The sequence below is a fragment of the Chitinophaga polysaccharea genome (assembly GCF_902150045.1).
In the GTDB taxonomy this organism is placed as follows: Bacteria; Bacteroidota; Bacteroidia; order Chitinophagales; family Chitinophagaceae; genus Chitinophaga; species Chitinophaga polysaccharea_A.
The window spans coordinates 438995-463879 of record NZ_CABFVU010000002.1 but is presented as its reverse complement, the minus strand read 5'-3'; the positions used below and the strand labels follow the sequence as shown (position 1 = coordinate 463879).

General features: G+C 47.0%; 21 protein-coding genes. 9 read left to right on the top strand and 12 right to left on the bottom strand.

Going from position 1 to position 24885, the window contains the following annotated elements; all coding sequences use genetic code 11:
• Nucleotides 1-93: 93 nt before the first annotated feature.
• Entirely contained in the window at nt 94-507 is a 414-nt protein-coding gene (locus FN124_RS16445; protein WP_142685882.1) for a TapB family protein, read from the bottom strand.
• Nucleotides 508-714: 207 nt separating this feature from the next.
• Between FN124_RS16445 and tyrS the strand changes: the two genes are divergently transcribed.
• Complete coding sequence (gene tyrS / locus FN124_RS16440) at nt 715-1995, top strand: tyrosine--tRNA ligase (protein WP_142685881.1); 1281 nt, start codon at nt 715-717, stop codon at nt 1993-1995.
• A 104-nt stretch (nt 1996-2099) separates the two neighbouring features.
• On the opposite strand, the gene FN124_RS16435 is transcribed toward tyrS, so the two are convergent.
• Together FN124_RS16435 and FN124_RS16430 are read right to left on the bottom strand one after the other, a co-directional pair.
• Complete coding sequence (locus FN124_RS16435) at nt 2100-3377, bottom strand: amidohydrolase family protein (protein ID WP_142685880.1); 1278 nt, start codon at nt 3375-3377, stop codon at nt 2100-2102.
• 30 nt (nt 3378-3407) lie between these two features.
• Nucleotides 3408-6455, bottom strand: a complete 3048-nt coding sequence (locus tag FN124_RS16430; RefSeq protein ID WP_260607473.1) for an amidohydrolase family protein — start codon at nt 6453-6455, stop codon at nt 3408-3410.
• A gap of 188 nt (nt 6456-6643) precedes the next feature.
• On the opposite strand from FN124_RS16430, the gene FN124_RS16425 reads away from it, so the two are divergent.
• From FN124_RS16425 to FN124_RS16410, 4 genes are all read left to right on the top strand, one after another.
• A complete protein-coding gene (locus FN124_RS16425) occupies nt 6644-7087 on the top strand; it encodes a DUF4890 domain-containing protein (RefSeq protein WP_142685879.1) in 444 nt (147 codons plus the stop codon).
• A 62-nt stretch (nt 7088-7149) separates the two neighbouring features.
• Nucleotides 7150-8484 (top strand): glycerate kinase type-2 family protein, encoded by a 1335-nt coding sequence (locus tag FN124_RS16420; RefSeq protein WP_185937238.1) that lies wholly within the window; start codon nt 7150-7152, stop codon nt 8482-8484.
• A gap of 84 nt (nt 8485-8568) precedes the next feature.
• Nucleotides 8569-9744 (top strand): mannonate dehydratase, encoded by a 1176-nt coding sequence (gene uxuA / locus FN124_RS16415; protein WP_142685877.1) that lies wholly within the window; start codon nt 8569-8571, stop codon nt 9742-9744.
• 303 nt (nt 9745-10047) lie between these two features.
• Entirely contained in the window at nt 10048-10518 is a 471-nt protein-coding gene (locus FN124_RS16410; RefSeq protein WP_185937237.1) for a MarR family winged helix-turn-helix transcriptional regulator, read from the top strand.
• A 7-nt stretch (nt 10519-10525) separates the two neighbouring features.
• Here the strand turns inward: FN124_RS16410 and FN124_RS16405 are convergent, their stop codons facing one another.
• Both FN124_RS16405 and FN124_RS16400 read right to left on the bottom strand, forming a co-directional pair.
• A complete protein-coding gene (locus tag FN124_RS16405) occupies nt 10526-10834 on the bottom strand; it encodes a FecR domain-containing protein (RefSeq protein WP_185937236.1) in 309 nt (102 codons plus the stop codon).
• Nucleotides 10809-11237, bottom strand: coding sequence for a hypothetical protein (locus FN124_RS16400; RefSeq protein WP_142685874.1), 429 nt, complete (start codon nt 11235-11237; stop codon nt 10809-10811). Before FN124_RS16400 ends, FN124_RS16405 begins: the two co-directional genes overlap by 26 nt.
• 44 nt (nt 11238-11281) lie before the next feature.
• Between FN124_RS16400 and FN124_RS16395 the strand changes: the two genes are divergently transcribed.
• The gene (locus FN124_RS16395) at nt 11282-12580 is read left to right on the top strand and encodes a tetratricopeptide repeat protein (protein ID WP_142685873.1); all 1299 of its coding nucleotides are present in this window, start codon (nt 11282-11284) and stop codon (nt 12578-12580) included.
• Here FN124_RS16395 and FN124_RS16390 read toward each other — a convergent pair whose 3' ends face one another.
• The 4 genes from FN124_RS16390 to FN124_RS16375 form a co-directional block, all read right to left on the bottom strand.
• Nucleotides 12581-12817 (bottom strand): hypothetical protein, encoded by a 237-nt coding sequence (locus tag FN124_RS16390; RefSeq protein WP_142685872.1) that lies wholly within the window; start codon nt 12815-12817, stop codon nt 12581-12583.
• A 101-nt stretch (nt 12818-12918) separates the two neighbouring features.
• Nucleotides 12919-14076, bottom strand: coding sequence for an alginate lyase family protein (locus FN124_RS16385; protein ID WP_142685871.1), 1158 nt, complete (start codon nt 14074-14076; stop codon nt 12919-12921).
• A gap of 4 nt (nt 14077-14080) precedes the next feature.
• On the bottom strand, nt 14081-15880 hold the full coding sequence (locus FN124_RS16380) for a glycoside hydrolase family 36 protein (protein WP_185937235.1): 1800 nt from the start codon (nt 15878-15880) through the stop codon (nt 14081-14083).
• A 67-nt stretch (nt 15881-15947) separates the two neighbouring features.
• On the bottom strand, nt 15948-18470 hold the full coding sequence (locus FN124_RS16375) for a glycoside hydrolase family 95 protein (protein ID WP_142685869.1): 2523 nt from the start codon (nt 18468-18470) through the stop codon (nt 15948-15950).
• A gap of 360 nt (nt 18471-18830) precedes the next feature.
• Here FN124_RS16375 and FN124_RS16370 point away from each other — a divergent pair, with 360 nt between their 5' ends.
• Genes FN124_RS16370 through FN124_RS16360 form a run of 3 tightly spaced genes read left to right on the top strand, consistent with a single transcriptional unit; the run spans nt 18831 to nt 20730 of the window.
• Complete coding sequence (locus tag FN124_RS16370) at nt 18831-19712, top strand: AraC family transcriptional regulator (RefSeq protein ID WP_142685868.1); 882 nt, start codon at nt 18831-18833, stop codon at nt 19710-19712.
• A gap of 51 nt (nt 19713-19763) precedes the next feature.
• Nucleotides 19764-20042 (top strand): hypothetical protein, encoded by a 279-nt coding sequence (locus tag FN124_RS16365; RefSeq protein ID WP_142685867.1) that lies wholly within the window; start codon nt 19764-19766, stop codon nt 20040-20042.
• Nucleotides 20043-20064: 22 nt separating this feature from the next.
• Nucleotides 20065-20730, top strand: coding sequence for a siderophore-interacting protein (locus FN124_RS16360; RefSeq protein WP_142685866.1), 666 nt, complete (start codon nt 20065-20067; stop codon nt 20728-20730).
• Nucleotides 20731-20741: 11 nt separating this feature from the next.
• Here FN124_RS16360 and FN124_RS16355 read toward each other — a convergent pair whose 3' ends face one another.
• The 3 genes from FN124_RS16355 to FN124_RS16345 form a co-directional block, all read right to left on the bottom strand.
• Nucleotides 20742-21344 carry a response regulator transcription factor gene (locus FN124_RS16355; protein ID WP_142685865.1) on the bottom strand — a complete coding sequence of 201 codons (603 nt, stop codon included), beginning with the start codon at nt 21342-21344 and terminating at the stop codon, nt 20742-20744.
• Between the two features lie 340 nt (nt 21345-21684).
• Nucleotides 21685-23145 (bottom strand): sulfatase family protein, encoded by a 1461-nt coding sequence (locus FN124_RS16350; protein WP_142685864.1) that lies wholly within the window; start codon nt 23143-23145, stop codon nt 21685-21687.
• Between the two features lie 380 nt (nt 23146-23525).
• Nucleotides 23526-24869, bottom strand: coding sequence for an alpha-L-fucosidase (locus FN124_RS16345; RefSeq protein ID WP_142685863.1), 1344 nt, complete (start codon nt 24867-24869; stop codon nt 23526-23528).
• Nucleotides 24870-24885 lie beyond the last annotated feature (16 nt).

Genomic DNA, 24885 nt, shown 5'->3' with positions numbered 1-24885 from the left:
TGGCTGTCTCCGAAATAAAAGACAGCCACTTTTTATCCGGGTCCTGATGGGAACATGTTAAAAGATGATTTACTTTTAATACATCTCTTTGCTTTATTTCTTCAATGCGGTGATCATTGTTCCTCCCATATCTTTCCCATCCTTACTGGATAAGGTTTTCACCGGTCCGAAATCCTGCGCAAACCATTCCACTGCACTCAATTTCATTGGAATCCCCTGCCCCATCATCTTCATCTGGAAATTCATATCTATGGACACGCCATTGCCAGTGCACTTAAAATGCCCGGTTCCGGAGGTTACCTGCTTATTGCTTTTATCGTAAAATGTATTTGTAAAATCAGACACAGTTCCACCCGCTTCCCTGCGCACATTGGTAACCTTATAAACGCTTTTCCCGCTGGCAGTTCCCTTCGCATCGAAAATGGACATTTCAATTTCTGCATTATTAAGCAGATAATAGTATCCCTTGCAATCCTGTGCCAGCACCGGTACTGCAAAGCACAGCACAACAAAAAAAAATAAAAGCTTTTTTCATAATATACCTGGTTTGGGGTAAGAAAGAATTTTGTCACATGCTTCTCCGGCTGTAGCTGGGTACTAAAGGCCGGTCTTCTTTATAAATTTACATAGATATTTGTTATACCAGCCAGGAATCCCTAAAATGGGCGAATCCTGTGAATTTTATGTAGGTTTGCAAAAATTATTATTAAAATCATGAATCTGATAGATGAACTGCGCTGGCGGGGTATGCTACAGGATATGATGCCTGGCACGGAAGAGCAACTGAAAAAGGAAATGACCACTGCGTATATTGGTTTTGATCCAACCGCAGAGTCGTTGCACATCGGCAGCCTGGTTCCCATCCTGTTACTGGTGCATCTGCAAAAGGCAGGACATAAACCCCTGGCGCTGGTGGGTGGCGCTACCGGAATGGTAGGCGACCCCTCTTTTAAAGCGGAAGAAAGAAAAATGCTGGACCTGGATACCCTGCAAAAAAATGTAGCCGGTATCAAAGCCCAGCTGGAGCGCTTTCTCGACTTTGATGCTGCAAAACCAAACGCAGCAGAAATGGTGAATAACTTCGACTGGTTTCAACACATTACCTTCCTCGACTTTATTCGCGATACCGGTAAACATATCACCGTTAATTATATGATGGCCAAAGATTCTGTTAAAAAAAGGATCGAAGGCGACAACGGGATGTCATTCACAGAATTCACCTATCAACTGATACAGGGCTACGATTTCTATCATTTATATACCGCCAAAAACTGTAAGCTGCAGATGGGTGGCTCAGACCAGTGGGGCAACATTGTTACCGGCACGGAGCTGATCCGCCGTAAAGCAAGGGGCGAGGCATTCGCATTTACCTGTCCGCTGATCAAAAAAGCCGATGGTACCAAGTTTGGTAAAACTGAACAAGGCACCGTATGGCTTGATCCTAAACGTACTTCTCCCTATGCTTTCTACCAGTTCTGGCTTAGAACAACCGATGTGGATGCGGAAAGCTATATCAAAATATTCACCTTCATGGAACAACCGGAGGTGGAAGCTTTGATAGAAGAACACAGGAAAGATCCGGGGCAGCGACTGTTGCAGAAACGTCTTGCCAAAGAGGTAACGGTATTTATTCACGGTGAAGAAAATTATAACTTCGCAGTAGAAGCAGCGTCTATATTATATAATAAAAACACTGCCGAATTACTGTTATCCCTTTCCGAATCTGACCTGATCGATGTGATGGATGGCGTACCCCAGTTTGAGGTACCAAGAACAGACCTGGAAGCAGGTAAGGATATTGTAAGCCTGCTCGCTGAAACAGGCATTTTCCCCAGTAAAAGCGAAGCCCGTAAAACAGTACAGGGCGGGGGGGTAAGCGTAAACAAAATAAAAGTTCCCGGTATTGACATGATCGTAAATACATCTTCATTACTGAGAGATAAATATATTTTGCTGCAGAAAGGCAAAAGCTATTTCCTGGTAAAGGCAGTATAAACCTTCATCATAAAAAGAGAAGAGGGAAGATAAAAGCAATTATCCGCTTTTTATCTTCCCTCTTCTCTTTAAATCAAATATATCAGCAGCAAAACAAACTTTGCTTACAATCCATACTTCTTCTCATACTTTTCGTATAACTGTTTCTGCTTATTATCCAGGTTTATTTCCCTTCCCTGGATAAATGCACGCGTAATTACACTCGACTTCATATCAAGAATATCACCGGTACTCACCGCAATATTTGCGTCCTTGCCGGCTTCAAGAGAGCCTGTTGTTTTATCGATCCCCAGTATTTTGGCGGCATTAAGCGTAACGGCCGACAATGCTTCTTCCTTTGTTAACCCATAAGTACTTGCAGTACCGGCTTCAAAACCCAGGTTACGTTGCTGCCAGAACCCTTCATTGCTTAAACAAAACAATACGCCTGTTTTCTGCAATTGCGCTGCTGTTTTGTAGGGCTGATCTACATCATCATCCTGCATTACCGGCAAAGCATGCGGTTGAGCCAGTACCACCGGGATATTATGCTGCTTCAGGATATCCGCAATAAGCCAGGAATCTGTTCCACCCACAATCACTACATCGAGCTGAAATTCTTTGGCAAAGTCTGTCGCTATCAGCATTTCCTTTACCAGATCGCAATGGATAAACAGCTTTTGCTCCTTTGTAAACAGCTTCCGCATCGATTCAAATTTCAGGTTGGTAGCGGTGTGTTTACCTTCCTGCTGATAAGCTTTAGCCTCACGGAAAAATGTTTTCACCGCTTCTATTTGTTCCATTGCCACCTTCAACCGGTCGGGTGAGCCAGGGCCACCGCCAACAGGTGATACACGGGGCATAAAAAAGTGCAGTGCATTGTCTGTTTTATAGGCGGCATCTTCCCAGTTCCAGGCATCCAGCTGTACCACGGAAGAAACGCCGCTGATGATGCCTCCCTCCGGTGTTACCTGCGCCAGCAATATCCCGTTGGAGCGCAATGTATTGATTACTTTGGAATCTGCATTATACGCAATGATGGAACGTACGGAAGGATTTATTTCCCCTACTTCGCGTGCATCGATCGTAGCACGTACACTCTCAAACTCTACCAGCCCCAGGTTGGATTCGGGTGCGATAATGCCGGGGTATATATGTTGCCCTTTCATATCCAGTATGGTGGCATCTCCACCGGCGGCGGGAATGTTAGCGCCTACTGCAGTAATTTTCCCTTTGCTGAAAGCAATGGAACCATTTTCAATTACCTGTCCGTTACCTACATGAATAGTGGCATTGGTGAGGTATACGGGTTTATTTTGCGGACCCGCCGGAGATATCGTTTCCTGCGCCCGGGCAGCATACGCTCCCAGTACCAGGCTTAATAAAATCAATTGTTTTCTCATCGCTTGTTGCATTTAGCGGTGCTTAAAAAATTAGTTACCAATAGCCTGCTGATGTCCTCCCTGCAGATCTTCACAATGATATATTTCTTCCGCCACCAGTTCAGCCTTCCGGGTAGGGGTACCTTTTTTCTTTTCCCCGAGCAGCAGTTGGGTAAGACGGTTGCGCTCTGCTGCTATACGCTTGCGCAGCTGTAAATCGTAATCGCGGTCAAACTCCACGATACCATCCACAATGGTCTTTTCGGCTTTGGCATAAATGCTCAGCGGGTTGTCGCTCCACAATACCAGGTCGGCATCCTTACCCGCTTTGATGCTGCCCATATGACTGTCTACATGCAGCAGTTTAGCAGGATTGATGGTGATCAGCCTGATGGCTTCTTCTTCTTTCATGCCGCCGTATTTAATGCTTTTGGCGGCTTCCTGGTTCAGACGCCGCGCCATTTCCGCATCATCAGAGTTAATGGCAGTGAGCACGCCCACTCCTTCCATAATAGCGGCATTGTAGGGAATAGCGTCCTGCACTTCCATTTTATAAGCCCACCAGTCGGCAAAGGTACCTGCACCTGCTCCATGCGCTTTCATTTTATCGGCTACTTTATATCCCTCGAGGATATGGGTGAAAGTATTCACTTTAAAGTGGAAGCTGTCTGCCACATGCATGAGCATATTGATTTCACTTTGCACATAAGAGTGGCAGGTAATAAAACGTTTCTGATGCAATATTTCCACAAGGGCGTCCAGTTCCAGGTCACGGCGCTTGCCGGAGCCCTGTTTTTCATAATCAAGCGCACGGGTAAACGCATCTGTATAGATCTGCTCTACTCCCATCCTTGTTTGCGGGAAACGTACAGTATTACGTTCGCCCCAGTTGGATTGCTTCACATTTTCGCCTAATGCAAACTTGATGAAGGGATCCCAGTTGGTTACTTTCAGGGCTTCCGCATTTTGTCCCCAGCGTAGCTTGATCAGCTGTGACTGGCCACCGATGGCGTTAGCGCTGCCATGCAGCAAATGAGAGGCCGTTACGCCACCGCTCAGCTGACGGTAAATATTGATATCGTCAGGATTTAATACATCGGCGATCCGCACCTCTGCAGTAACGGACTGCGATGATTCATTCACTCCCCTGCTGAGTGCAATATGCGAATGCTCGTCAATGATGCCGGCGCTCAGGTGCTTTCCTGTACCATCTATCACCCTGGCATTGCCGGCAGCAAGGTTCTTACCTACCTGGGCGATTTTACCATTGCGGACCAAAACGTCTGTATTTTCCAGTATTCCTTCTTTTTCGCTGGTCCATACGGTGGCATTTTTAATCAGCAGGTCTTGTGGAGATGGCAATTTTTCCCAGCCATAACCATTAAACGGGTAATACACCGGGCCAGTGGCCAGGGGTGTTTCCTTCTTTATTGAATCTGCTTTTTCAGGAGCTGCCTTTACAAATACTGCTGTCCATTTTACAGGGTTGCCGCTGGTGTCGGCACCAGTACCTGTCCAGCTGTTATCACCGATAATACCACTGAGACGCACATTGCTTTTACTGTTTTTAGCCAGTGGGAGTGACAATGTTACCAGCTTCCCGTTTACATCAATACGCCCTGGAAGGGTGTCTTTCTGTAAAACAGACAGTAAAGGTGCGGTAGCAGTGCCTCTCACTTCTACAGAGTAGCTGCCGCCTGGACTGAGGTTTACGGTATAGATACCGCGGATATCATTCCAGCCATCGGCTTTAATGGTATAGCGGTTACCTTGAACCCAGTTCTGGTAAAGAATGGTTTTTTCGTTAAAAACGGGGCCTGAGGTAATGAGGAAGTTGGCCAGTTTACCGGGTTCCAGGCTGCCTACTTTATCATAAGCCTTTATGAGGGTGGCCGGTGTTCTGGTTAATGCCTCCAGTGCTTTTTGTTCGCTGAGGCCATAACTGATGGCTTTCCGCACATTGGCCATGAATTGTTTTACATCTTTCAGATCAGCAGCAGTTAAACAAAAGGGGATACCTGCCTTTTCAAACGCAGCAGGCTCACCGGGGGCCATTTCCCAGTGCTTCATGTCGGCCAGCGAAACGTAGCGGGCGTCTGCGGGATCTTCCATATCAATAGCGCCGGGGAAATTAAGCGGCAATACGAAAGCCGCTTTAGTAGCGGTCATTTCGCTGATGCGCTGGTATTCATTACCACTGGCCCTGATAATATACTGTACTCCAAACTCGTCGCCGATTTTATCTGCGCGAAGCGCGTCCCATTTATCAGTAACTTCAAACAGCTGGGGCAACTGCTGGCTGGCATTCCATGCTTCCAGGCTAAGGTTCACGCCTTCTTTTGCGGGCCGGGTCTTATACCACTGGGCATCCAGGTAAGTTTGCCGCAACAGGGCGATACAGCCCATGAGAGAGTTCGGGTAATTCTGGGTGGAACTGCCTTTATCGAACGAATAGGCTGCTGCTGCTTTTTCCAGGATAACGGCTTTGTTTTCCCTGGTAGCAGCCAGGCTTACCAGCGCTGCCGTGCCACGGGCAATGCCATCCGGCTGATGGGTAAGCACGGCGCCAAAGCCCGCTTCCCGGAGAGGCGCGGCCTTTCCATCATTTACTGCAAAAAGATCCACGGCATTTACTTCGCTTCTGATAGCCTGGTTCCAGCCATATGCGCCTTTGGTGTTAGACAGGAACTGCGGAGCCGCATTCCATGGAGAACCTCCTCTTTTGGGCTCCGATAAGCCATAATTACTGGAAATATCTACGAAGGAAGGATAAATATACTTTCCCTTACAATCCACTATCACCGCATCTTTTGGTATAGCTGCCGAGGTACCGGCCGACACTATTTTCCCGTCGCGGATCACCAGCGTGGCATCGTTAAGAGTGGTTTGCGGGTCTTTTACAAGGGTAGCGTGCGTAAAAGCGAAGCATCCTTCGCGGGGATCGGCGATCCCGTTTACCGGGAAGGTTTCCTGGGCGCTGGCCACAGCACCGGTTGCTAACAGGGCCAGTAATAGCAGTTTACCGCGGTGCCGCTTCATAGCATAGGTAATACGCCGTAACAGCAGGGCTGCTCCGGGGTTCTCAAAAGCTTTTTTCATGTAAATCTTTATTTTTTCGGTTCAGATTCAGTTGATCCGCTAAATGTAATAAATCATTAAGGCGGGAATAAATAAAACGGCATATTTTTTATGAGTGGTAGGTGTATTTTGCATTCACACGAAAAAGGGATAATTTGAAAAAGGTTTACAGCTTAAGTTTGTTTAAATTCGTATAATACTTGCTGACTATGAAGTTTATTTCTGTTTATACATGGATGCTGCTCTCCGTTTTCTTTGCGGCAACTGCCTTCACCGCCAATGCCCAGGTAAAGGATACTTCCGGCACAAGAGGCCGCTGGACGGCAGAAGGGAGAGCCGATAAAATTACGGACAAGATTTCTCACAAGGTAAATCTGAACAAAGACCAGGAAAAAAAGATCCTCGTGATCAACCAGGATATTGTGCGCCGGATGGATGCAATAAAAAACAATCCTTCCCTCACCAAAAAGGAACGTATGACCCAGTTTAAAGCACTGGATTCAGAACGCAGCCAGCGCTTTAAAAGCGTTTTTACGCCCGCACAGTATAAAAAGTGGAACGACTGGGAGATGAATAAAAAGGAACAACTGGAACAAAGAATGGAAAAAAAGCGGCAAAAGAAGGAAGCCAGGGATTCCACCCAGCAACGATAAATTTCTTAACTTGAAAAATATTGGCAGTGAGTTATCTCACTGCTTTTTTTATGCCTGTTAATATGATCAACACAACTGCCGATATAAAAGATATTTTCATGCAGGGCGTTGCTGCGGTACATCCGCAACAGCTCATCAGGAAAAATGTACAGGTAATGCCTGCCTCCCGGGTTATTAATATTTCGGGAGATAGCTACGCCATCGCGGAGCACGCGGTTGTTTGGATCATGGGAGCGGGGAAAGCTGCCGCCGCAATGGCACAGGAGCTGGAAAGCCTCCTTGCCGGGCACTTTTCTTTGCAGGGAATGGTAGTTACAAAATACGGACATGCGTTACCGTTACAGCAGGTGGAACTGGTAGAGGCAGGCCACCCGGTGCCCGACGAACAAAGTGTAGCCGCTTCCGTTAAATTGCTGGAGATGGCGGCAAAAGTACAGCCAAACGACCTGGTTATCTTTTTGCTTTCCGGCGGCGCCTCTGCACTGCTGGCGGATGTACCGGCTCACAGCAGTCTAACTGAAGTACAACAGTTGTTTGAAGCGCTGCTGAAAAGCGGCGCAGATATCCGCGAAATGAATACGGTACGAAAGCATCTTTCCGGCATCAAGGGAGGGCTACTGGCCAGGAGCATATACCCGGCAACGTTATGCACCCTTGTGCTCAGCGATGTAGTGGGCGATGACCTCAGCGTAATAGGCTCCGGGCCTACAGTGGCCGATCCATCTACGTTTTCAGATACTATGGAGGTACTCCGCAAATATCATCTCACTGAAAAAATTTCAACGCACCTTCTTCAACACATCGAAAACGGTGTGGCAGGAAGGATCCCGGAAACGCCCAAGCCGGGCGACCCTTCACTGCTGCATACACATAACTACCTTACCGGCACCAACCGCATCGCATTGGAAGCAGCTGCAGAAAAGGCCAGGGACCTGGGTTATCATCCTGTATTGCTCTCTGATACTGTTACAGGAGATGTACATGCTGTAGCTGCTGACCTGGTGCAAACCGCGCTCAGATACAACGGACCTCTGCCTGCCTGTTTGCTGGCTGGCGGGGAAACCACCGTGGAAGTGACCGGAAATGGCCTTGGTGGCCGGAATCAACAACTGGCACTGGCAGCAGGCATTGCACTTGAGCCTTATCCCTTCCTCACCTTTTTAAGTGGCGGTACAGACGGCAGCGATGGCCCTACCAATGCTGCAGGAGCGATCGTAGATGCATCAACGATAAAAAATGCCGGGAAAATGCAGCTCGATCCAAATAGTTTCCTGCAACGGAACGACGCATGGCATTTCTTCTCAAAGGCAGGCGGACTAATGATTACAGGCCCTACTCAAACTAATGTGATGGATCTCATGATCATGCTGATCACCGCAGACGGCCTTAAAATTTGAAATCAAAGTTTGTATATGTGTGGATAGATTATATTTTTGGGGTTTGGAACTAGAAATTCTGGATTTACTAAACGTATTTGCATTATGCTGAGAATGGAACAGACATGGCGATGGTACGGGCCCAATGATCCGGTTAGCTTGTCTGATATTAAACAGGCAGGAGCTACCGGCGTTGTAACCGCATTGCACCATGTGCCTAATGGAATGGTATGGACGAAGGAGGAGATACAAAAGCGGAAAGCCATCATAGAAGCAGCCGGTCTTACCTGGTCGGTTGTGGAGAGCGTGCCGGTACATGAAGATATTAAAACGCAAAGCGGCCGTTTTAAAGATTATATCCACAACTACCAGCAATCATTGCGAAACCTGGCCGCATGTGGTATTCGTACGGTTACGTACAACTTTATGCCGGTGCTTGACTGGACCCGCACCGATTTGTCCTACACCGTAGAAGATGGCTCCAAAGCACTGCGCTTTGAGAAAGCCGCGTTCATGGCATTCGACCTGTTCATGTTGCAAAGACCGGAAGCAGAAAAAGATTATAGTGAAGAAGAAATTGCCCGTGCGAAGGAACACTTCGACAGCATGACCGAAGCGGATAAAGACCTGTTACAAAAGAATATTATTGCCGGGTTGCCAGGATCAGAGGAGAGCTTTACACTACAGCAGTTCCAGGTAGCATTGGATAAATACAAAGGCATTGACGCCACACAACTGAAGCTGCACCTCTTCTATTTCCTTCAGCAGATAGCGCCGGTGGCAGAAGAAGTGGGTGTTAAACTGGCCATCCACCCTGATGATCCTCCATTCCCGATCTTTGGATTGCCTCGCGTGGTAAGCACCGAACAGGATGCCCGTGAGCTGCTGATTGCAGCTCCATATGCCTCCAATGGCCTGTGCTTCTGTACCGGCTCCTACGGCGTAAGGGCAGATAACGACCTCCCCGGTATGATAGAGCGCCTGGGAGATCATATCCACTTCATCCACTTGCGCAGCACACAACGTGATGCACTGGGCAACTTCTATGAAGCCAACCACCTGGAAGGCGACGTAGACATGTTTGCCGTAGTAAAAAATATCCTGCTCACCATGAAACGCCGCAATGTTTCCATTCCAATGCGCCCGGATCACGGACACCAGATGCTGGATGACCTGCATAAGAAAACCAACCCGGGATACAGCGCTATAGGCCGTTTACGTGGACTGGCAGAACTGCGTGGACTGGAAATGGGCATCGCCGGGGCTTTAGGCTCTGATTGACTGACATCTACCAGCATCAGGTCTGCACAAAGAGTAAAGGTGGGGATAAGCAATACCATCGTCGGACTGAGATGCTATACCAGGGCAGAAAGTGTATTTGAACATATACCGTAATGGCTGATTACGCGTACAAATAACACTACCCTTATAATATATTAAAGACCCGCCCCACCGGCGGGTCTTACTGTTTTAAATAAACGATTATAAATTTTAAGCCACCGCACAAAAAATCACTGCTTTTTTGTAGCATTGCATCAGGACAAGATTTTATCAACTGTACACTTTTACCAAACCTACAATATGATGAGCGCAACTATAGATGCGAGATATGAGGCATGCCTGGCCAAAAGACCGGATAGCCTTGCCCGCCTGATCAATTTGTTCAAAAAAGATATAGACCTGCGTATTACACAGAAACTACAGGAACGCGGATACAAAAATTTCAAACTGGGCGATATGGTCCTCCTTGTACATATTGATGCCCAGGGCACTATTAACAACGATCTCGCCAGGAAAGCGCGTATCAGTAAACAAGCCATGAGTAAAGTGGTAAAGAACCTGGAAGCAGATAATTATATAGGCACACGCAAACACGATTCTGACAACCGCGCCAGCATTATCTTTCTCACAGAAAAAGGAAAAGAGTTTATGATCAATGCCTACGAAGCCGTGGACGAAGTACAGGACCTCTATGCCAGTATAATAGGTGAGGAAACGTTTACACAACTGAAAACAATCCTTAAACAATTAACGGCAGGCTTAAACCTGAGCTGATACTTCTTTATTTCAAGGTTATGTAGTACCTGTTGCCACTGTCTTTTACCAAAGGGACCTTAAGCGCCCTTTGCAGCGATACCAGTATTTCATCCACAGATTTATTCCCGAAGTCGACAGTGAGGCTGCGTTTATACAGGCTGGCTGCGGAAGGTGGTACCTGTATGTCGAGCCCGAAGTAACTGTTCACGGCATCAATCACTTCTTCCAACGGAGTATTCCGGAACGTGAGCCGGCCTGTTTTCCAGGCCAGCAGCGACTGACTTTTTACTGCTTTGAACTGCAGCGGCTTATGTTGTTCCCGCTTTGCCAGCATATTGGAGGTAAGGACCTCCACCCAGCACATGTAATTCCGGGGTTACAGTGAACCCCTCCACATAAGCAAGCGAAGCGCCTTTGCCTGTAATAAGGGTACAACCCGGCACTGGCAGCAAGGTATCAATATGGCCGGTATTGTTCACGTAATGTATTTGCTTCACCGGGGCCAGCCGGTAAAAATAAACCAGCGCACCCATAACCACTATCAACACTGCCGCAGCAGCAGCCAGCCATCTGCGGCTAACACGACGGGAAGATGACGGAATAACCAAAGAGATATCTTTTTCCGGTACGGTAACCCCTTCTGCCAACCATGCCGCCAGCCTGCTTTCCAGGTAAGCAGCCTGCTCAGGCCCTTCACTGCGGAAAACGGCGAATAAATAATTAGGCCACTTCCGCAAGGTTTAATATTTTTAATACAGAGGAACCGGCAAAAACGATATGTATGTCACCTGAACAATTAATAAATAACGACCAGGAATATATTGAGGGATTGCTTCACCATAAACCAGCAGTAATTGAAAATATCTATCAGCGGTTTGCATCTAAAGAAAAGCGGTTCATACTGCAAAAGAGCGGCCACGTAAAAGACGCAGCCCATATCTTCGAAGAGGCACTGATGGACATTTATTACTTCGCCCGCCGCCATCCGCTGAAGGTCACCGACTTTGAGCCATTTCTCCAACTATTATGCAAGCGTATCTGGGAACAGGAACTGGAAAGAAGAGGACAGCGCATTCCAGGCCTGGAAGCTGAGGAGCTTTCTACCATGAGCAGGGATGATATCCAGGATGTGGAAGATGTGCTTAAAGAAGGAGAAAAACGGCGGCTCGCCTATCACTACTACCTTGCCCTTTCAGATGATTGTAAGGAACTGCTCCGCTGGTCACTCACTGATGGCTGCCTGCAGGAAGATATTGCCGCAGAAACAAACATTCCTGTTAAAGAGCTTCCCGGCAGAAGAGCCGATTGTTTCCGCAGCCTGTTCAGGGATATCGATACCAAATTAAAAGCTAACAGTCTTTCCGAAAAAGACCTGCTGGAAACAGACCGTTTTCTCAGCGGCCAGATGAACGAGGCAGAACGTAAAGCCTTCTCCGACAGGCTGCAGGGCGATGCCCTGCTTACCCAGCAGGTAAAACGCTTCGACGCCGTTCGCCAGCTGCTGGGCCAGAGAATCTGTAACGATACCAACCGGGATGAATTGCAACACCTGTTATTCACTCATCGCAATGCGTGGTATACACTGAAAGATAATTCACCTATTCCCATCCGGAACTATGTTATCCTCACTGCACTGATAGCGGCAGGATTAGCCATATTGCTGTATGTGAGCCCCTGGAGAAAAAATATTTACCGGCAATTTGCCTCTACGGAAATGCAGATCCCGGACATAGACAGCCTGCGGCTTCCCGAAGAAGCCATCGTACAGTTTAATCATGGCCACTTCAATGAAGCGGTAATGTTGCTGAACAAAGCACTGACTGCCAACCCCGGCAATTTATATGCCCGCTACTATCGTGGTGTAGCACTGATCGATCAAAACCAGACCGGGGCCGCGCGACAGGACCTGCTGACTGTTTTTAACAACAGCAGTGAGCTTCGCTATGAAGCCGCATTTTATATGGCGTTGAGCTACCTGAAAGAAGGGCGTAAACAGCAGTGCCTCGAATGGCTATTGAAAATTCCATCGGGTGCGCCGAATTACCTCAAAGTGCAGAAACTGATAGAAGAATTAAAATGATTAATTCAGGTATTGTCCTTTACTACAGTGGATAATATTTTCTACTTCTCCTTTAATTAACTCATAAACAGGCGTCTTACCTGTTTTGATCTGGACCAGTTGTTGCAATACCAGGAAATAGATCTCTCCGCGGTTGCAGCCATCAATCTGGGCTTTTAAAATGTCATGCTTTACCTCTTCACAACCGGTGGCATCCAGTTTCTGGTAAATAACATACAAGTCATCCATCCAACTCATTTCTCTAAAGTTTAAACATAGTGTATAGTTACCTAAAGTTAAGGATTTATATTAAGAAAATAAAGCATCTGAATCTTAAATAATTGTAAACTCTAACACACTCATAACCAGATAAGAGGATTCCGTACGGGCAGGTTCCGCAATACTTCCTCCTCTTCAGGATCCTGATTGAGCGATAGCCACAACCGGTAATATTCAGGGCGCTGAAGCGCCGCTGCGCCGAAAATAAGGAAAGGTTGTGCCACCGGCCAGTTATCCCAGTACATCACATCATGTGCATAAGGCCAGCTATTCTTATTATTTACAAACGGATAAAGCCAGGCAATTCCTTTAGCGATACTCTTACTGCTGTCGGCCGTAAAGCGCCACAGGTCATTATCCGGAGTGCTCAGCAACTGGCAGATGGTGCTCATGGCATCGAGGTTAAACAATGAATAGCCATAAGGTTTGGTACGTTTCAGCTCCAGCGGGAAACTACCGTCGGCAGCCATCTGGCGGGGTAATAATACCGTCTTATAACGGGTCCTGCAAAAGTCCAGTATTTCCCGGTTACCCGTAAAACGTGCAAATGCTGCTACCTGCATTACCCAGCAGGTGCCATGGTTATTGGCCGCATTCATTTCATCTTTCCCGTATGGATGTGTAGTAAGCCATTGCAGGTATTCGCTAAACCAGTTTTTAAAACTCTTCAGATCGGCGGCTGGAATAAGGCCTGCCTTTTCCATAACACCCAATGCCTGCACCACTTCCATCAGGTGGATAGTGTCAATGATACCAATGCCACGGCCGGTTACTTTCCCTTTAATTGCCTGTGCATATAACAGGGAAGGGTTCATACGCGTAGCGGCTGTTTCAAACCAGGCCTTCGCATGCAATAGCGCGTGCTGCAGATAGGTATTGTCTTTGGTAGCGATATATCCTGCCGCCAATGCTCCCATCACCCGGCTGAAGCGGATCATAGCCTGCCGGTGCGCCACGAAGTTGCCGGGATTGGTTTCACCGTCACGCTGGATATACGCCCCGTTGGGGTTTTCCGGGTCCGGCCACCAGTAATCTCCTTCCGAATAAAAATCGTGTACCCCGCCGGCACTGCGCTCGCAGCGGAAAGCCGTAATTGTTTGAGGCGCCTGTTGCAGCGCCCAGGCAGCCCGTTTGATCACCTCCGGCCGCGTATCTTTAAGCAGTTGCAGCTGAAAAGGAGATTGCCCATGTATTGCACAGGAAAGCGTTATGAAAAAAGCCAGCAGAAAAATACGCATGGAGCTATTTTTTGGGTGTTAATAACAATACCCGGCCATCATGCCCTGCCAGGTCCATTACAAAAGAACCGTTATAAATCCCAAGATCGGCGCCTGTCCAGTAGTCTGATACCTGGTATCGCTGATCCAGTTTTACTGTTAATTTTTTGGAAGATGATTGCCAGTTGAGAAGAATTACCTGTTTACCTGCTGTTGTGGTCAGTTGGCCGACTTCAAAACCAGTGCCTTCAAAAGCAGCGGCCTTCGCCGCCGGTGGTAAAGCCTTTCTCAAAACGTGTAACCGTTCCTGTGATATTTTTGTAAGATCATCTCCACTCAGCAGCATACCGCCGGTTGCATATAACAGCGCTGCATGAAAATTAAATTCATTGCCGGGCATGTTCCCGGTCAGCACCAGGCAATCAGGATCATTCCACCATAAGCGGCCGTTTTGCCAGGCACGGTAAAGATTTTCCCTTCCCGAACGCTCAAATACAGACCAGCTGCGTTTGATGTCCATAGAGCTACGGCTGCCATGAATCAATCCCAGCGAAGGCCACAGCGGATGATTGCATCCCAGTATAAAAGCATCCCTACTCCCTTTGAGAATGGCCTCCATACCCCGTCTGTATGCTTCTACCCTTGTAGCCCGGGCATCATAAAAATGACCACCATGAATGGCGCCCCAGAAATTGGCATCAAGCTTAAAATAAGTAACACCCCATTCATTGCGCATGGTGCGAAACAGTTGCTCCAGGTGCTGTTGCACAGCCGGGTTTGTTCCATCCAGCACATACCAGGGCTTCAGTCGCCAGCCGCCAAAAGTAACCAGGTCGCTGCGCAAAGGCGCGCCCGATGCATCTTTTACCAGCCAGTCTTTATGATTCCTATAAATAGCGGAATTACTGTCGCAAATAAAAGGTGCTACCCAAATGGCCGGTTCAAAACCCTTTTCGCGGATCGTATGCAGTACCTGCTGTACATTTCCCCCGAAAGAATTTCCCGACTCAAGCCAGTCGCCCATATGTGGCTGGTAACCATCGTCTACCTGTATATACTTCAGTGCTGGTATATTGTTCTTTATATAATCCAGGTTGTCATAAATATTCTGTGCGGTTACCTTGGGGCCAAAGCAATACCAGGAGCACCAGCCTGTAGGCGGTTGTTTAGATTGAAGCCGGGGATGATGTTCCTGTATCCTGGCAGCAAAGCGGTCCAGCAGCACATTCCCATCCCTGCCGGTGATCATCATTAATTCTTCCAGGTTGAAACCAGTACCTGGAGCCAGTTCCAGACTCTCCAGGTCGGTTACGGTTTTGATAGTATCTGCCGAAATATAGAATTTGCTTACAAAGCGCCTGCTGGATGTATAGCCAAGTAATACCTGGTCGCCGTTTGCAGGGTATAAACGCAGCAGGTTATATACCGCCATGTATCCTTCCGGCTGGGGAATTTTATAATGCCCGGCATCTGTATAGTTACCCAGCGTTTCAGGGTGAGCAAGGGTACCTGCCGTTTGTGTAAGCATCTGGAATCCTTCTGCATAAAACGGGGTAGTGGAGGGCAATATCTTACCGGCTATGCCCGTCACTACTTCTTTCAATCTCAGCGGCATACTACCGGTATTGACTATACGTATTTCACATTGATCATTCTTCCAGTTACGGATCACTTTGATATAATCGGGCGCTATGCGGCCATCAGCGGTGTACACCAACGGCGTACTACTTTTCAGCGCCTGAACAAACTGCCCCGGAGTTCCGGCCCAGGTATTAATTATTCCCAGGAGCAAACAGGGAATCAAAAACCAGCTATATTTTTTCATCGTGGATATTATTTGTTTATAGCATCGCCCAAATAGTGTTAGTAGCTGAAGTAAACGGTGGAACAGTTCATAAAATATTATAAGTTTTGCCGGGTGCAGTAGAAAAATCATACTCAAAAACTTTTTTCAACTGCAACACCGGCAATTTCGTTGGATCCTTTACAACAGTCCGCACAGGGACCTGTAACCGGTAAAACGGGTTTGTATTATTACCAGCAGCCACTTTTGCCGGCTTACCATCAATACTAACGGGCAACTGCGTACGAATACGGCAGCTCCCGCCTAATGCAGAACGGATTACAGCATGTGCAAGCTGTCCGTTCTTCCATTCCATATCTACCTCAAAGCCGCCCCTGGCCTTTAATCCCTTTACACTGCCTGAAGGCCAGGCATCCGGTAATGCCGGCAGCAGGTATAGAACACCATCATGACTCTGTAACAGCATTTCTGTAATACCAGAGGTTACGCCAAAGTTGCCATCAATCTGAAACGGAGGGTGCGCGTCGAACAGGTTGGGATAGGATCCTCCGCTGTTATCGGCTACACTCACTGCCTGCCCTCCTGCCAGGAATAATTGTTTGTTCAACATGGTATAAGCGTGATTGCCATCTTCCAGGCGCGCCCACCAGTTTATTTTCCATGATTTAGACCAACCGGTGCCTCCATCTCCTCTGAGCAGCAAGCTACGTATAGCCGCTGCCGATAGTACCGTATCTCTACGTGGTGAAATGAAATTCCCGGGGAACAAGCCATACAGGTGTGACACATGGCGGTGGGAATCTTCCGGATCATCCCAGTCTTTATACCATTCCTGCAATTGGCCATACTGCCCCGTATGGAATGGATACATTTCCTTCATGGTTTGTTTTATACGCGCTATAAGGTCCGCATCCTGCTGCAGCACCTCCGCCGCGCGGATCGTGTTATTAAACAGGTCGTGGATAATGGACAGGTCCATGGTAGTGGCAATACTTACAGATCCTTCCCGTTTACCATTCACCATAAAATTATTTTCCGGTGTGGTAGAAGGGCTTGTTATCCATTGACCATTATTATCCTTCACCAGCCAGTCGAGCATAAAAACTGCTGCTCCCTTCAGATCCGGGTATACCTGTTGCAGCATTTTCTTATCACCGGTGAACTGGTAATGCTCCCATAAATGCCTGCTCAGCCAGGCGCCGCCCATAGGCCATATGGCCCATTTTGGGTTACCGCTGGGATCAGAAAAATCAAAACCGCCAGCCGGGTTGGTCATACCCCATATGTCGGAAGTATGATGGGCCGTCCAGCCTTTAGCTCCATAGTTAACGGAAGCGGTTACACGCCCGTGCTTAGCCAGCTGTGCGATAAAATCGAATAAAGGATCACCACATTCCGACAGGTTAGCGGTTTCTGATGGCCAGTAATTCATTTCCGTATTGATGTTAATGGTATAGTTGGAGCCCCATGGCGGCTGCATTTCCTTATTCCATAATCCCTGCAGGTTCATGGCCGGTCCTCCTTTACGGGAGCCTGATATCATCAGGTAACGGCCGTATTGGTACAGCAGTGTAGTCAGTTGTGGATCGCGATTACCTCCGTGAAGGGTATATACTTTCAGTCGTTCATCTGTTGGCAGCAAGGCGGAACTGTCTTTCCCAAGATCGAGCTGCACACGGCTGAATAATGACGTATAGTCGTGTACGTGATCATCAAATAACCGGGCATAGCTTCCGGCCTGTTGTAAAGGGGCTATAACAGCCAGGTGGGGATCTTTGCCATCGGGTAATCCATCTTTATAGCTGGTACCTACTGATAAGAGAAGGACAGCTTCGGTGGCGCCGGAAATATGTATACCGCCGGTATCAGCTTTTACCTGTCCCCCGCTTACGCGTGCATCAAGATGTACCTCATAGTTAATACCTTTATTTCCATAAACAACCTGTTTTGGTTCATAGGCCCTTGCCGCCACATATTCCGGGCATCTGCCTTTCATTACTACATAGTGTGGATTCACCACAGAGTTGGTATGCGGCATGGGGTTGGCGAAACGGGTGCTGAAACTAAGCCATCCCGGCTTACTGGTTGCATATCGTATCACCAATAACTGATTGGGATAACTGCAAAACACTTCTCTCGTATAGGCAATGCCGTTAGCCACATAGCTAACCCGGGCTATTCCATCGTCCAGATCCAGTTCACGTTTATATTGCGTAGCCTCACCGGGTATATCGCTGTTGATAAAAAGACTCCCCAATGTTAGATACCTGGCGCTATAGGTGCCCATCATTTTGCGGGCCAGCTGATCCGCTTCCATGTATTTTTCCTCCGCCAGCAGGCGGCGGATAAGAGGCAGCACTTCTTTTGCTGCGGGATTATTACCATCACGGGGAATACCGGACCAGAGATAGCCTTCATTAAGCTGCAGTTCCTCCTGCTGTATACCTCCAAAAACCATGGCGCCAATGCGACCGTTTCCAACGGGCAAGGCTTCCACCCATTGCCGGGCGGGTTGCCGGTACCAGAGCTTCAGGAGGGAATCTGCCGGTGATGCGGCACCGGCGCTTACGAAGGCTAACATCAGCGAAGCCGCTAACAAATGCTTTATCATCAGTGTATTATTTTTTGGAGTGTATGAGCATACAGACATTCGTCTTTCATCATGGAATTCATCAGTTTCCGGCAAATGTTTGCAACACAACTCCGGCTGCTTTAAATTAGTATAGTCAGCATTTATGCAACAGCTTTAATGCTTGTTGTATCAATATAGCCCGAAACTATGCAATCGGTTGCAAATAAACATATGCAATTTTACCTTTTTCAGGTATCTTTTTGAGGCAGCGCGAAAAAGACAGGAATACAGAGAAATGCAGGCTTGTTGAAATAAAAAAGTACCTGTCGTTCAAAAAGAAAAAAAATTATACAATAATTGTTTCCCCTGATCGTCTGATAATAAAGTGAGGATGTTGCTATGAAAAAAGAAAAACAATCCATCATTGCATCGTACCGGCTGGAAGAACTTCAGGTTGTTCCGGGGTTGATGATAGATGTTCATTATAAAAAAGCCGGGGAACCGGCGCATCACCCCAATGCTGATCTGACAACTGCCCACCGGCATGAGTTTTACACATTGGCGGTAACGGGTAAAACGGGAAGTCAGCATATGATAGATTTCAGGCTGATAGACATGCCCCCGGAGAGTATGTTCCTGCTGGCACCATGGCAGGTACATTTATCTTCGGATGCGGATCAGGCATTGGATGTGTACCTGATCTCTTTCACGGCTGATTTTTTACCAGCTGGTTTCCCTGCCTTACCTGTATGTATGGAATGCCCGGTAACGCCCGACAGCCGTACTTACCAGGAGATATGGCACTTATGCGCACAGTTGCTGCAAGAGTTTAATACCCGCAAAGCGCTTCAGGAGCAGGTATTGCAGCATTACCTGGCAGTACTGCTGACATTCTTTATGCGTTGTCTTCCTGAAAATAACAAGGGGGCATCCCTGCAACCGGAATTATTGACCCGTTACCGGGAACTGATGGAGAAACACCTGCTGAGCTGGAGCAGCTCCGGCGATTATGCAAGGGCGCTGCATGTTACTACAGATCATTTGAACGAGGTAGTAAAACAGGAAACCGGGCAAACAGCTTCTGCTTTGCTGGCTGCAAGACGGATACTGGAAGCCAAGCGTATGTTACTGCATTCCACCCATGGCATCAAGGAAATAGCGTGGTGCCTGCAGTTCAATGAGGTTACCTATTTCAACCGCTTTTTTAAGCAGCATACCGGGCAAACACCTGTTGCTTTCCGGATATCGAGCCGGGAAAAGTATAATTATAACCCGGAATAGTATAATAGTGGGAAAGTAAGGGTCCGTTAGTTTTGCTGAAACAATTAGTTTATGAAACCATCTGCAATTTTACCCGGTGATGTTAACCATGTTGAAATAAACGGTCAAACCCTGAGGAAAGGTTCTGTAGCTGCTTTCCTTGCTAACGTTGCAATTATTGAGCAAAGTACGGATACTCACAGTGAAGCCTACACTGCAGCGCTGAAAGACATGCTTGAACTGGTTCCTGCACTGGAAGCCCTGAGCGTTTTCAAACACCTGAGCATCAGGTCCGAAAATATCAGGGGCCTTATTATCCGGGCTTACCCCTCTATGACCGGCATCTTATAATCACCCAATTATATTTACTTACATGATTTCGATTAAAGACAGGGCGACCAGTTTCCTGATGTCGCGCATAGGAAAAACTGCGCATGTAATAAACCTGGCGCGGATAGGAAATTTTTTACTGGAGATACACCTGCAACTGCCACAGGCATTACCTGAACGGAGCACCCAGCATCTTAAATGCGAGGTGGCGCCATACACTTACCGTGATTATACTGTAGCAAACTGGGATACCGCTAAACAAACCGCCACACTCATAGTGGATTGCGGGCATGAAGGCGTTGGCAGTTCCTGGGCGTTGAACCTGCAACCTGGTGATGAGGTATATTATGCCGGACCCGGAGGCGGTTTCCATCAACCGTCTGATGCTCAATACCTGGTTTGCATAGGAGATGCAAGTGCCACCGGGCATTTCCATTCTTTGTATCTGCGAAAAGCAGCCGCACAGCAGTTTTATTGTTTCCTCCAACTGGAAGATCCTGCTACACGACAGCTACTGCAAATGCCTGTGCAGCCGCTTTCCAATAACGGTCACTATCTCACCGATTTGCATGAATGGTTATACCATTATGATTTCCCGGCAGGAAATACTACTTATTATGTAGCAGGAAATCAGCAGATGGTGGTACAGGTGCGTAAATCATTACGTCTGCAAGGTAAACAGGTAAAGGCACAGGGATTCTGGGGCTAAATATTACAGCATCAGACCAGGTGTTCTTTCATTGCTTTTACAATAGCATTGGAGCGGGAATTTACATCAAGCTTACGATAAATATTCATGATATGGGAGCGAACTGTTCCCACGCTGATATGGCATCCGTCGGCTATCTGCTTATAGGTGTCGCCGTTTACCAGGCAACGTAAAATTTCCTTCTCCCTCGGCGACAGCCCATAGGGATCCTGATAAACCTGTTTCTCCTTCCGGAAAAAGGCCAGTACTTTGTTTACTGCTACCAGGTTCGATTGCAAAGCGGTTTCATATACCTGGGCAATAAATTCGGACAGGGAAACCGGCGGTACATGATCTACTTTAAACGAATCGGTAGCTGCCGGTACCGGCCTTAGTTCCTGCTCCGTTTCATTCAGGGTGAGCAATAGCACATTTATATCAGGGTAAGCTGCTTTTACTATGCTGGCGGCTTCTATTGCGGTCAGTCCGGGTATCTCTATATCCATAAAAACCAGGTTGCAGATATCTTTTGCTAATTGTTGTAACGTTTCTGATGATTCGCTGTGCAATCCCGAAACCTCTAAAACAGGCGTTCCTTCTAAACTACCAGGATTAATAGGCCGCACTTTTTTCATAATATTTCTTTTGGGTTATGTATATTCATATGAAGTTTCCCATTAATAACTGCTAGTTCCCGGAGGCTGGTATGGTTGATAAATTATAATGGAAAAGAATCATACGGTTCCCATACCCGTAACAAATTTGAAACAATTACATGCAGCAGTCAATCGGATACATATATGGTTTTTCAATAAATATTAATATACAATTCATTTTATATTACCGATAAAACGAAAATGTAACGTGGTTGTGGGCAGTCTTTTAATGGAATAACGGGAATCTAATCGGTTACTAATCAACTATTTAAAAGTTAGCTTATCTCTCGTTTAAACAAATTATACTTTAGCATATATATTACAATTGTACTTTTCCAGCCATCCGCCGCTCTGTTCCTTTTGCCCCGGTGAGGTCGTCTCCGAGTGCCAACCGGTACTTTTCTGCTATTGCCTGCAGGGTTTTCACTACTTCAGGAAACTGCTTCTGCACATCCAGCGTTTCTCCCGGGTCACGCCTCATATCATATAAAGCCATTGGCACCTCTACTTCCGGCTGTGCTCCCGGAAAGCCGTCATACCCGGGAAGATTTAATTTATATGTTCTCGCCTTATGCGGAAGCACCAGCTTCCACGGCCCTTTCCGGATAGCTTCCAGACTGTTCACCTGATAATATACGGCCAGTTCATCCCTTGGGTTTGCACCCGCTTCATTAAACAATAATGATTTTAAATCCACGCCGTCAATTTTGCGGACAGGCAATGCAGCACCGCATAAATTAGCAACAGTAGGTAACACATCTATAGTAGAGGCCATTTTGTTACAAACACTACCGGCAGGAATTTTTCCCGGCCAGCACATTATACACGGCACCCTCACCCCGCCTTCCCAGGATGTACCTTTACCTTCACGCAAACCTCCCGTGTTCCCGGCATGATTACCATACGACAACCACGGACCATTATCACTGGTAAAAATCACCAGGGTATTATCAGATAAGCCGTTTTCCTCCAACGTTTTTAATACCTGACCAACAGACCAGTCTATTTCTTCCACTACATCTCCAAAAAGCCCATCCTTACTTTTCCCTTTATACTTATCAGAAACCGCAATAGGGACATGTGGCATACTATGCGCCAGGTAAAGAAAAAACGGTTGCTGCCTGTTGTTCTTTATAAAGCGGCAGGCTCTTTCGGTATAGAGGGTGGTGAGCTGTGACTGGTCTTCCAATGTTTTAATATACCTCAGTGGCTTATTACCTTCAATCAGGGGCAAAGGCGGATATTTTCTCCGCGGATTGGCAGATGTATCTGCATATGGCTTTCCATCATAATGCACCGGCCACATATCATTGGAATAAGGCAGGCCCAGGTACTCATCAAAGCCATGTTGCAACGGCAGCCAGGGTTCCTTGCTTCCCAAGTGCCACTTACCTACCATTCCGGTACGATAACCCTGTGCTTTCAAAATGGATGCAATGGTTTGTTCTGCAGTGTCCAATGCTATAGGTGAGGCTGGCGACAAAGCACCGTGTATACCTACCCTGTTCGGATAACAGCCTGTAAGCAACCCGGCCCTTGATGCAGAGCAAACTGCCTGTGCAGCGTAAAAATAAGTGAAACGCATGCCCTGTGCGGCCATACGGTTAATATTAGGAGTATGCCAGGGAGTGCCGGCGAAACATTCAAGATCACCATACCCCATATCATCCATGAAGATAATTACGATATTCGGCTTTTTTGCAACCGGCAAAGGCGCTGTAAAACTGAAGGATACAGCCACCAATAGGAATGTACTCAGGCAAAAAAAGGCGTTTTTCATCCAGGATGTTTAACAATAAAAAATGGTTAGTATAAAAATATACATCTTCCCGAGATTTCCTAAAAAAATTTTAGACCCTCGGATTTTGTCTTGGAACACTGATTCGATGATTATGATGATTAATTTGATTTAGCTTTTTTGTAGGATGATAATAGGGGGAGATATAAGCGGATTTTTTCCTGGGACACTGATTACGCTGATGATAATGATTAGTTTGATTTAGTTTTAGAGTTTGAAATTGGCCTTAAAATTTGAAAATAAAAGGGAGATAAAGCGGGTTAAGTCGCTTCTATCTCCCTTATTACCAGAGGATTCAGAAAGTAAAAATCAGGCTGATCATTATCATCAGCGTAATCAGTGTTCGAGGACCAATTCCGTTATTATTGAAGTACCAGTTCTATTACCGGTATCTCCACATCGGGCTTGCGCACCGGAAGTTCCAGGGCCAGGTCGCCTTTGTCGGTGCCCCTCATTTTTATTTCGGAACCGTCATTCAGCAACTGTGCATATTTAACCTTGCCTTTCATTCCGGGCAATTCAAAACGCTGCAGCGGGTAATCGAGCAAATGCACATATAAGCGTTTGGTAGTTGGGTTATAAGTCAGCAAGCTGTTATCCGGGCGTTTGAATTCTGCCGGCGCCTCGGTACAGCCATAAATGGAACGGCTGTTCACCTGCATCCATTCGCCCATTCCTTTAAGCCTTTCCTGCGCACGGGCATCGAAAGTACCGCGGGAAGTAGGACCCACATTCAGCAACAGGTTACCGCCTTTACTTACGGATTCAATCAGCAGTACAAGCAGCTGCTTGTTATCTTTCCAGGAAGTTTCATCCCGGTAATATCCCCATGAACCGGAAAAAGTCTGACAGGTTTCCCAATGAATGCGTTTCCCATTACGGGTGGGCCATTCAGATACCTTATACTGTTCAGGGGTGGCAAAGTCGCCGCCATCTTCATACTCTCCCAGGTCCAGCCGGTCGTTGATAATAATTCCGGGCTGCAGCTTGCGGATCATCTTAATAAGCTCCAGTGAGTTCCAGTCGTTATGATCTTTGCCATGTTCTCCCGGAAAAGAAAAATCGGTCCAGAGAATATCAATTTTTCCATAATTGGTCATCAGCTCCTTCACCTGGTTCTTCAGGTAGGTACGGTATTTTTCCATATCACGTCCTTTATTCAGCTTCTCATAATCCTTTGGATCGGCAGGGCGCTGCGGGTGTACACGGTCAATCGTATAATCAGGATGGTGCCAGTCGATCAGCGAATAATAAAACCCTATCTTCAATCCTTCTGCACGAAAAGCATCCACCCATTCTTTGATGAGGTCCTTTTTCGCTGCTGTATTGGTTGCTTTATAATCCGTGTATTTGGAGTCGAACAAACAGAAACCTTCATGGTGCTTGGTAGTGATCACCGCGTATTTCATACCTGCCGCTTTCGCCTGCCGGGCCCACTCGCGTGGATTATACAGGTCTGGGTTGTACAGGTCAAAATACTTCTGATAGGCGCTGTCTGTAATATGCTCATTGCTTTTCACCCACTCGTGCCGGGAGGGCATGGAGTATAGTCCCCAGTGAATAAACATCCCGAAGCGGTCGTTTACCCACCAGGCCAGCCGTTGCTCTTTTTGTGCGTCCGTTTCGTTAAATATTCTCTTTTCCTGTGCATTTACTGCTGCCAGCATCATGAGGAAAGTGAGAACGCAAAGTGATAGTTTCTTCATAACTAATAAATTATAC

Excerpts from the sequence above, each read along its gene's own strand:
- FN124_RS16390 (WP_142685872.1), bottom strand. The coding sequence starts at position 12,817 with ATGAGTTGGATGGATGACTTGTATGTTATTTACCAGAAACTGGATGCC.
- FN124_RS16370 (WP_142685868.1), top strand. The coding sequence starts at position 18,831 with ATGAAAAAAGAAAAACAATCCATCATTGCATCGTACCGGCTGGAAGAA.
- FN124_RS16375 (WP_142685869.1), bottom strand. The coding sequence starts at position 18,470 with ATGATAAAGCATTTGTTAGCGGCTTCGCTGATGTTAGCCTTCGTAAGC.
- FN124_RS16355 (WP_142685865.1), bottom strand. The coding sequence starts at position 21,344 with ATGAAAAAAGTGCGGCCTATTAATCCTGGTAGTTTAGAAGGAACGCCT.
- FN124_RS16350 (WP_142685864.1), bottom strand. The coding sequence starts at position 23,145 with ATGAAAAACGCCTTTTTTTGCCTGAGTACATTCCTATTGGTGGCTGTA.
- FN124_RS16360 (WP_142685866.1), top strand. The coding sequence starts at position 20,065 with ATGATTTCGATTAAAGACAGGGCGACCAGTTTCCTGATGTCGCGCATA.
- FN124_RS16430 (WP_260607473.1), bottom strand. The coding sequence starts at position 6,455 with ATGAAAAAAGCTTTTGAGAACCCCGGAGCAGCCCTGCTGTTACGGCGT.
- FN124_RS16365 (WP_142685867.1), top strand. The coding sequence starts at position 19,764 with ATGAAACCATCTGCAATTTTACCCGGTGATGTTAACCATGTTGAAATA.
- FN124_RS16435 (WP_142685880.1), bottom strand. The coding sequence starts at position 3,377 with ATGAGAAAACAATTGATTTTATTAAGCCTGGTACTGGGAGCGTATGCT.
- FN124_RS16405 (WP_185937236.1), bottom strand. The coding sequence starts at position 10,834 with ATGCTGGCAAAGCGGGAACAACATAAGCCGCTGCAGTTCAAAGCAGTA.
- FN124_RS16425 (WP_142685879.1), top strand. The coding sequence starts at position 6,644 with ATGAAGTTTATTTCTGTTTATACATGGATGCTGCTCTCCGTTTTCTTT.
- tyrS (WP_142685881.1), top strand. The coding sequence starts at position 715 with ATGAATCTGATAGATGAACTGCGCTGGCGGGGTATGCTACAGGATATG.
- FN124_RS16420 (WP_185937238.1), top strand. The coding sequence starts at position 7,150 with ATGATCAACACAACTGCCGATATAAAAGATATTTTCATGCAGGGCGTT.
- uxuA (WP_142685877.1), top strand. The coding sequence starts at position 8,569 with ATGCTGAGAATGGAACAGACATGGCGATGGTACGGGCCCAATGATCCG.
- FN124_RS16410 (WP_185937237.1), top strand. The coding sequence starts at position 10,048 with ATGAGCGCAACTATAGATGCGAGATATGAGGCATGCCTGGCCAAAAGA.
- FN124_RS16385 (WP_142685871.1), bottom strand. The coding sequence starts at position 14,076 with ATGCGTATTTTTCTGCTGGCTTTTTTCATAACGCTTTCCTGTGCAATA.
- FN124_RS16345 (WP_142685863.1), bottom strand. The coding sequence starts at position 24,869 with ATGAAGAAACTATCACTTTGCGTTCTCACTTTCCTCATGATGCTGGCA.
- FN124_RS16380 (WP_185937235.1), bottom strand. The coding sequence starts at position 15,880 with ATGAAAAAATATAGCTGGTTTTTGATTCCCTGTTTGCTCCTGGGAATA.
- FN124_RS16395 (WP_142685873.1), top strand. The coding sequence starts at position 11,282 with ATGTCACCTGAACAATTAATAAATAACGACCAGGAATATATTGAGGGA.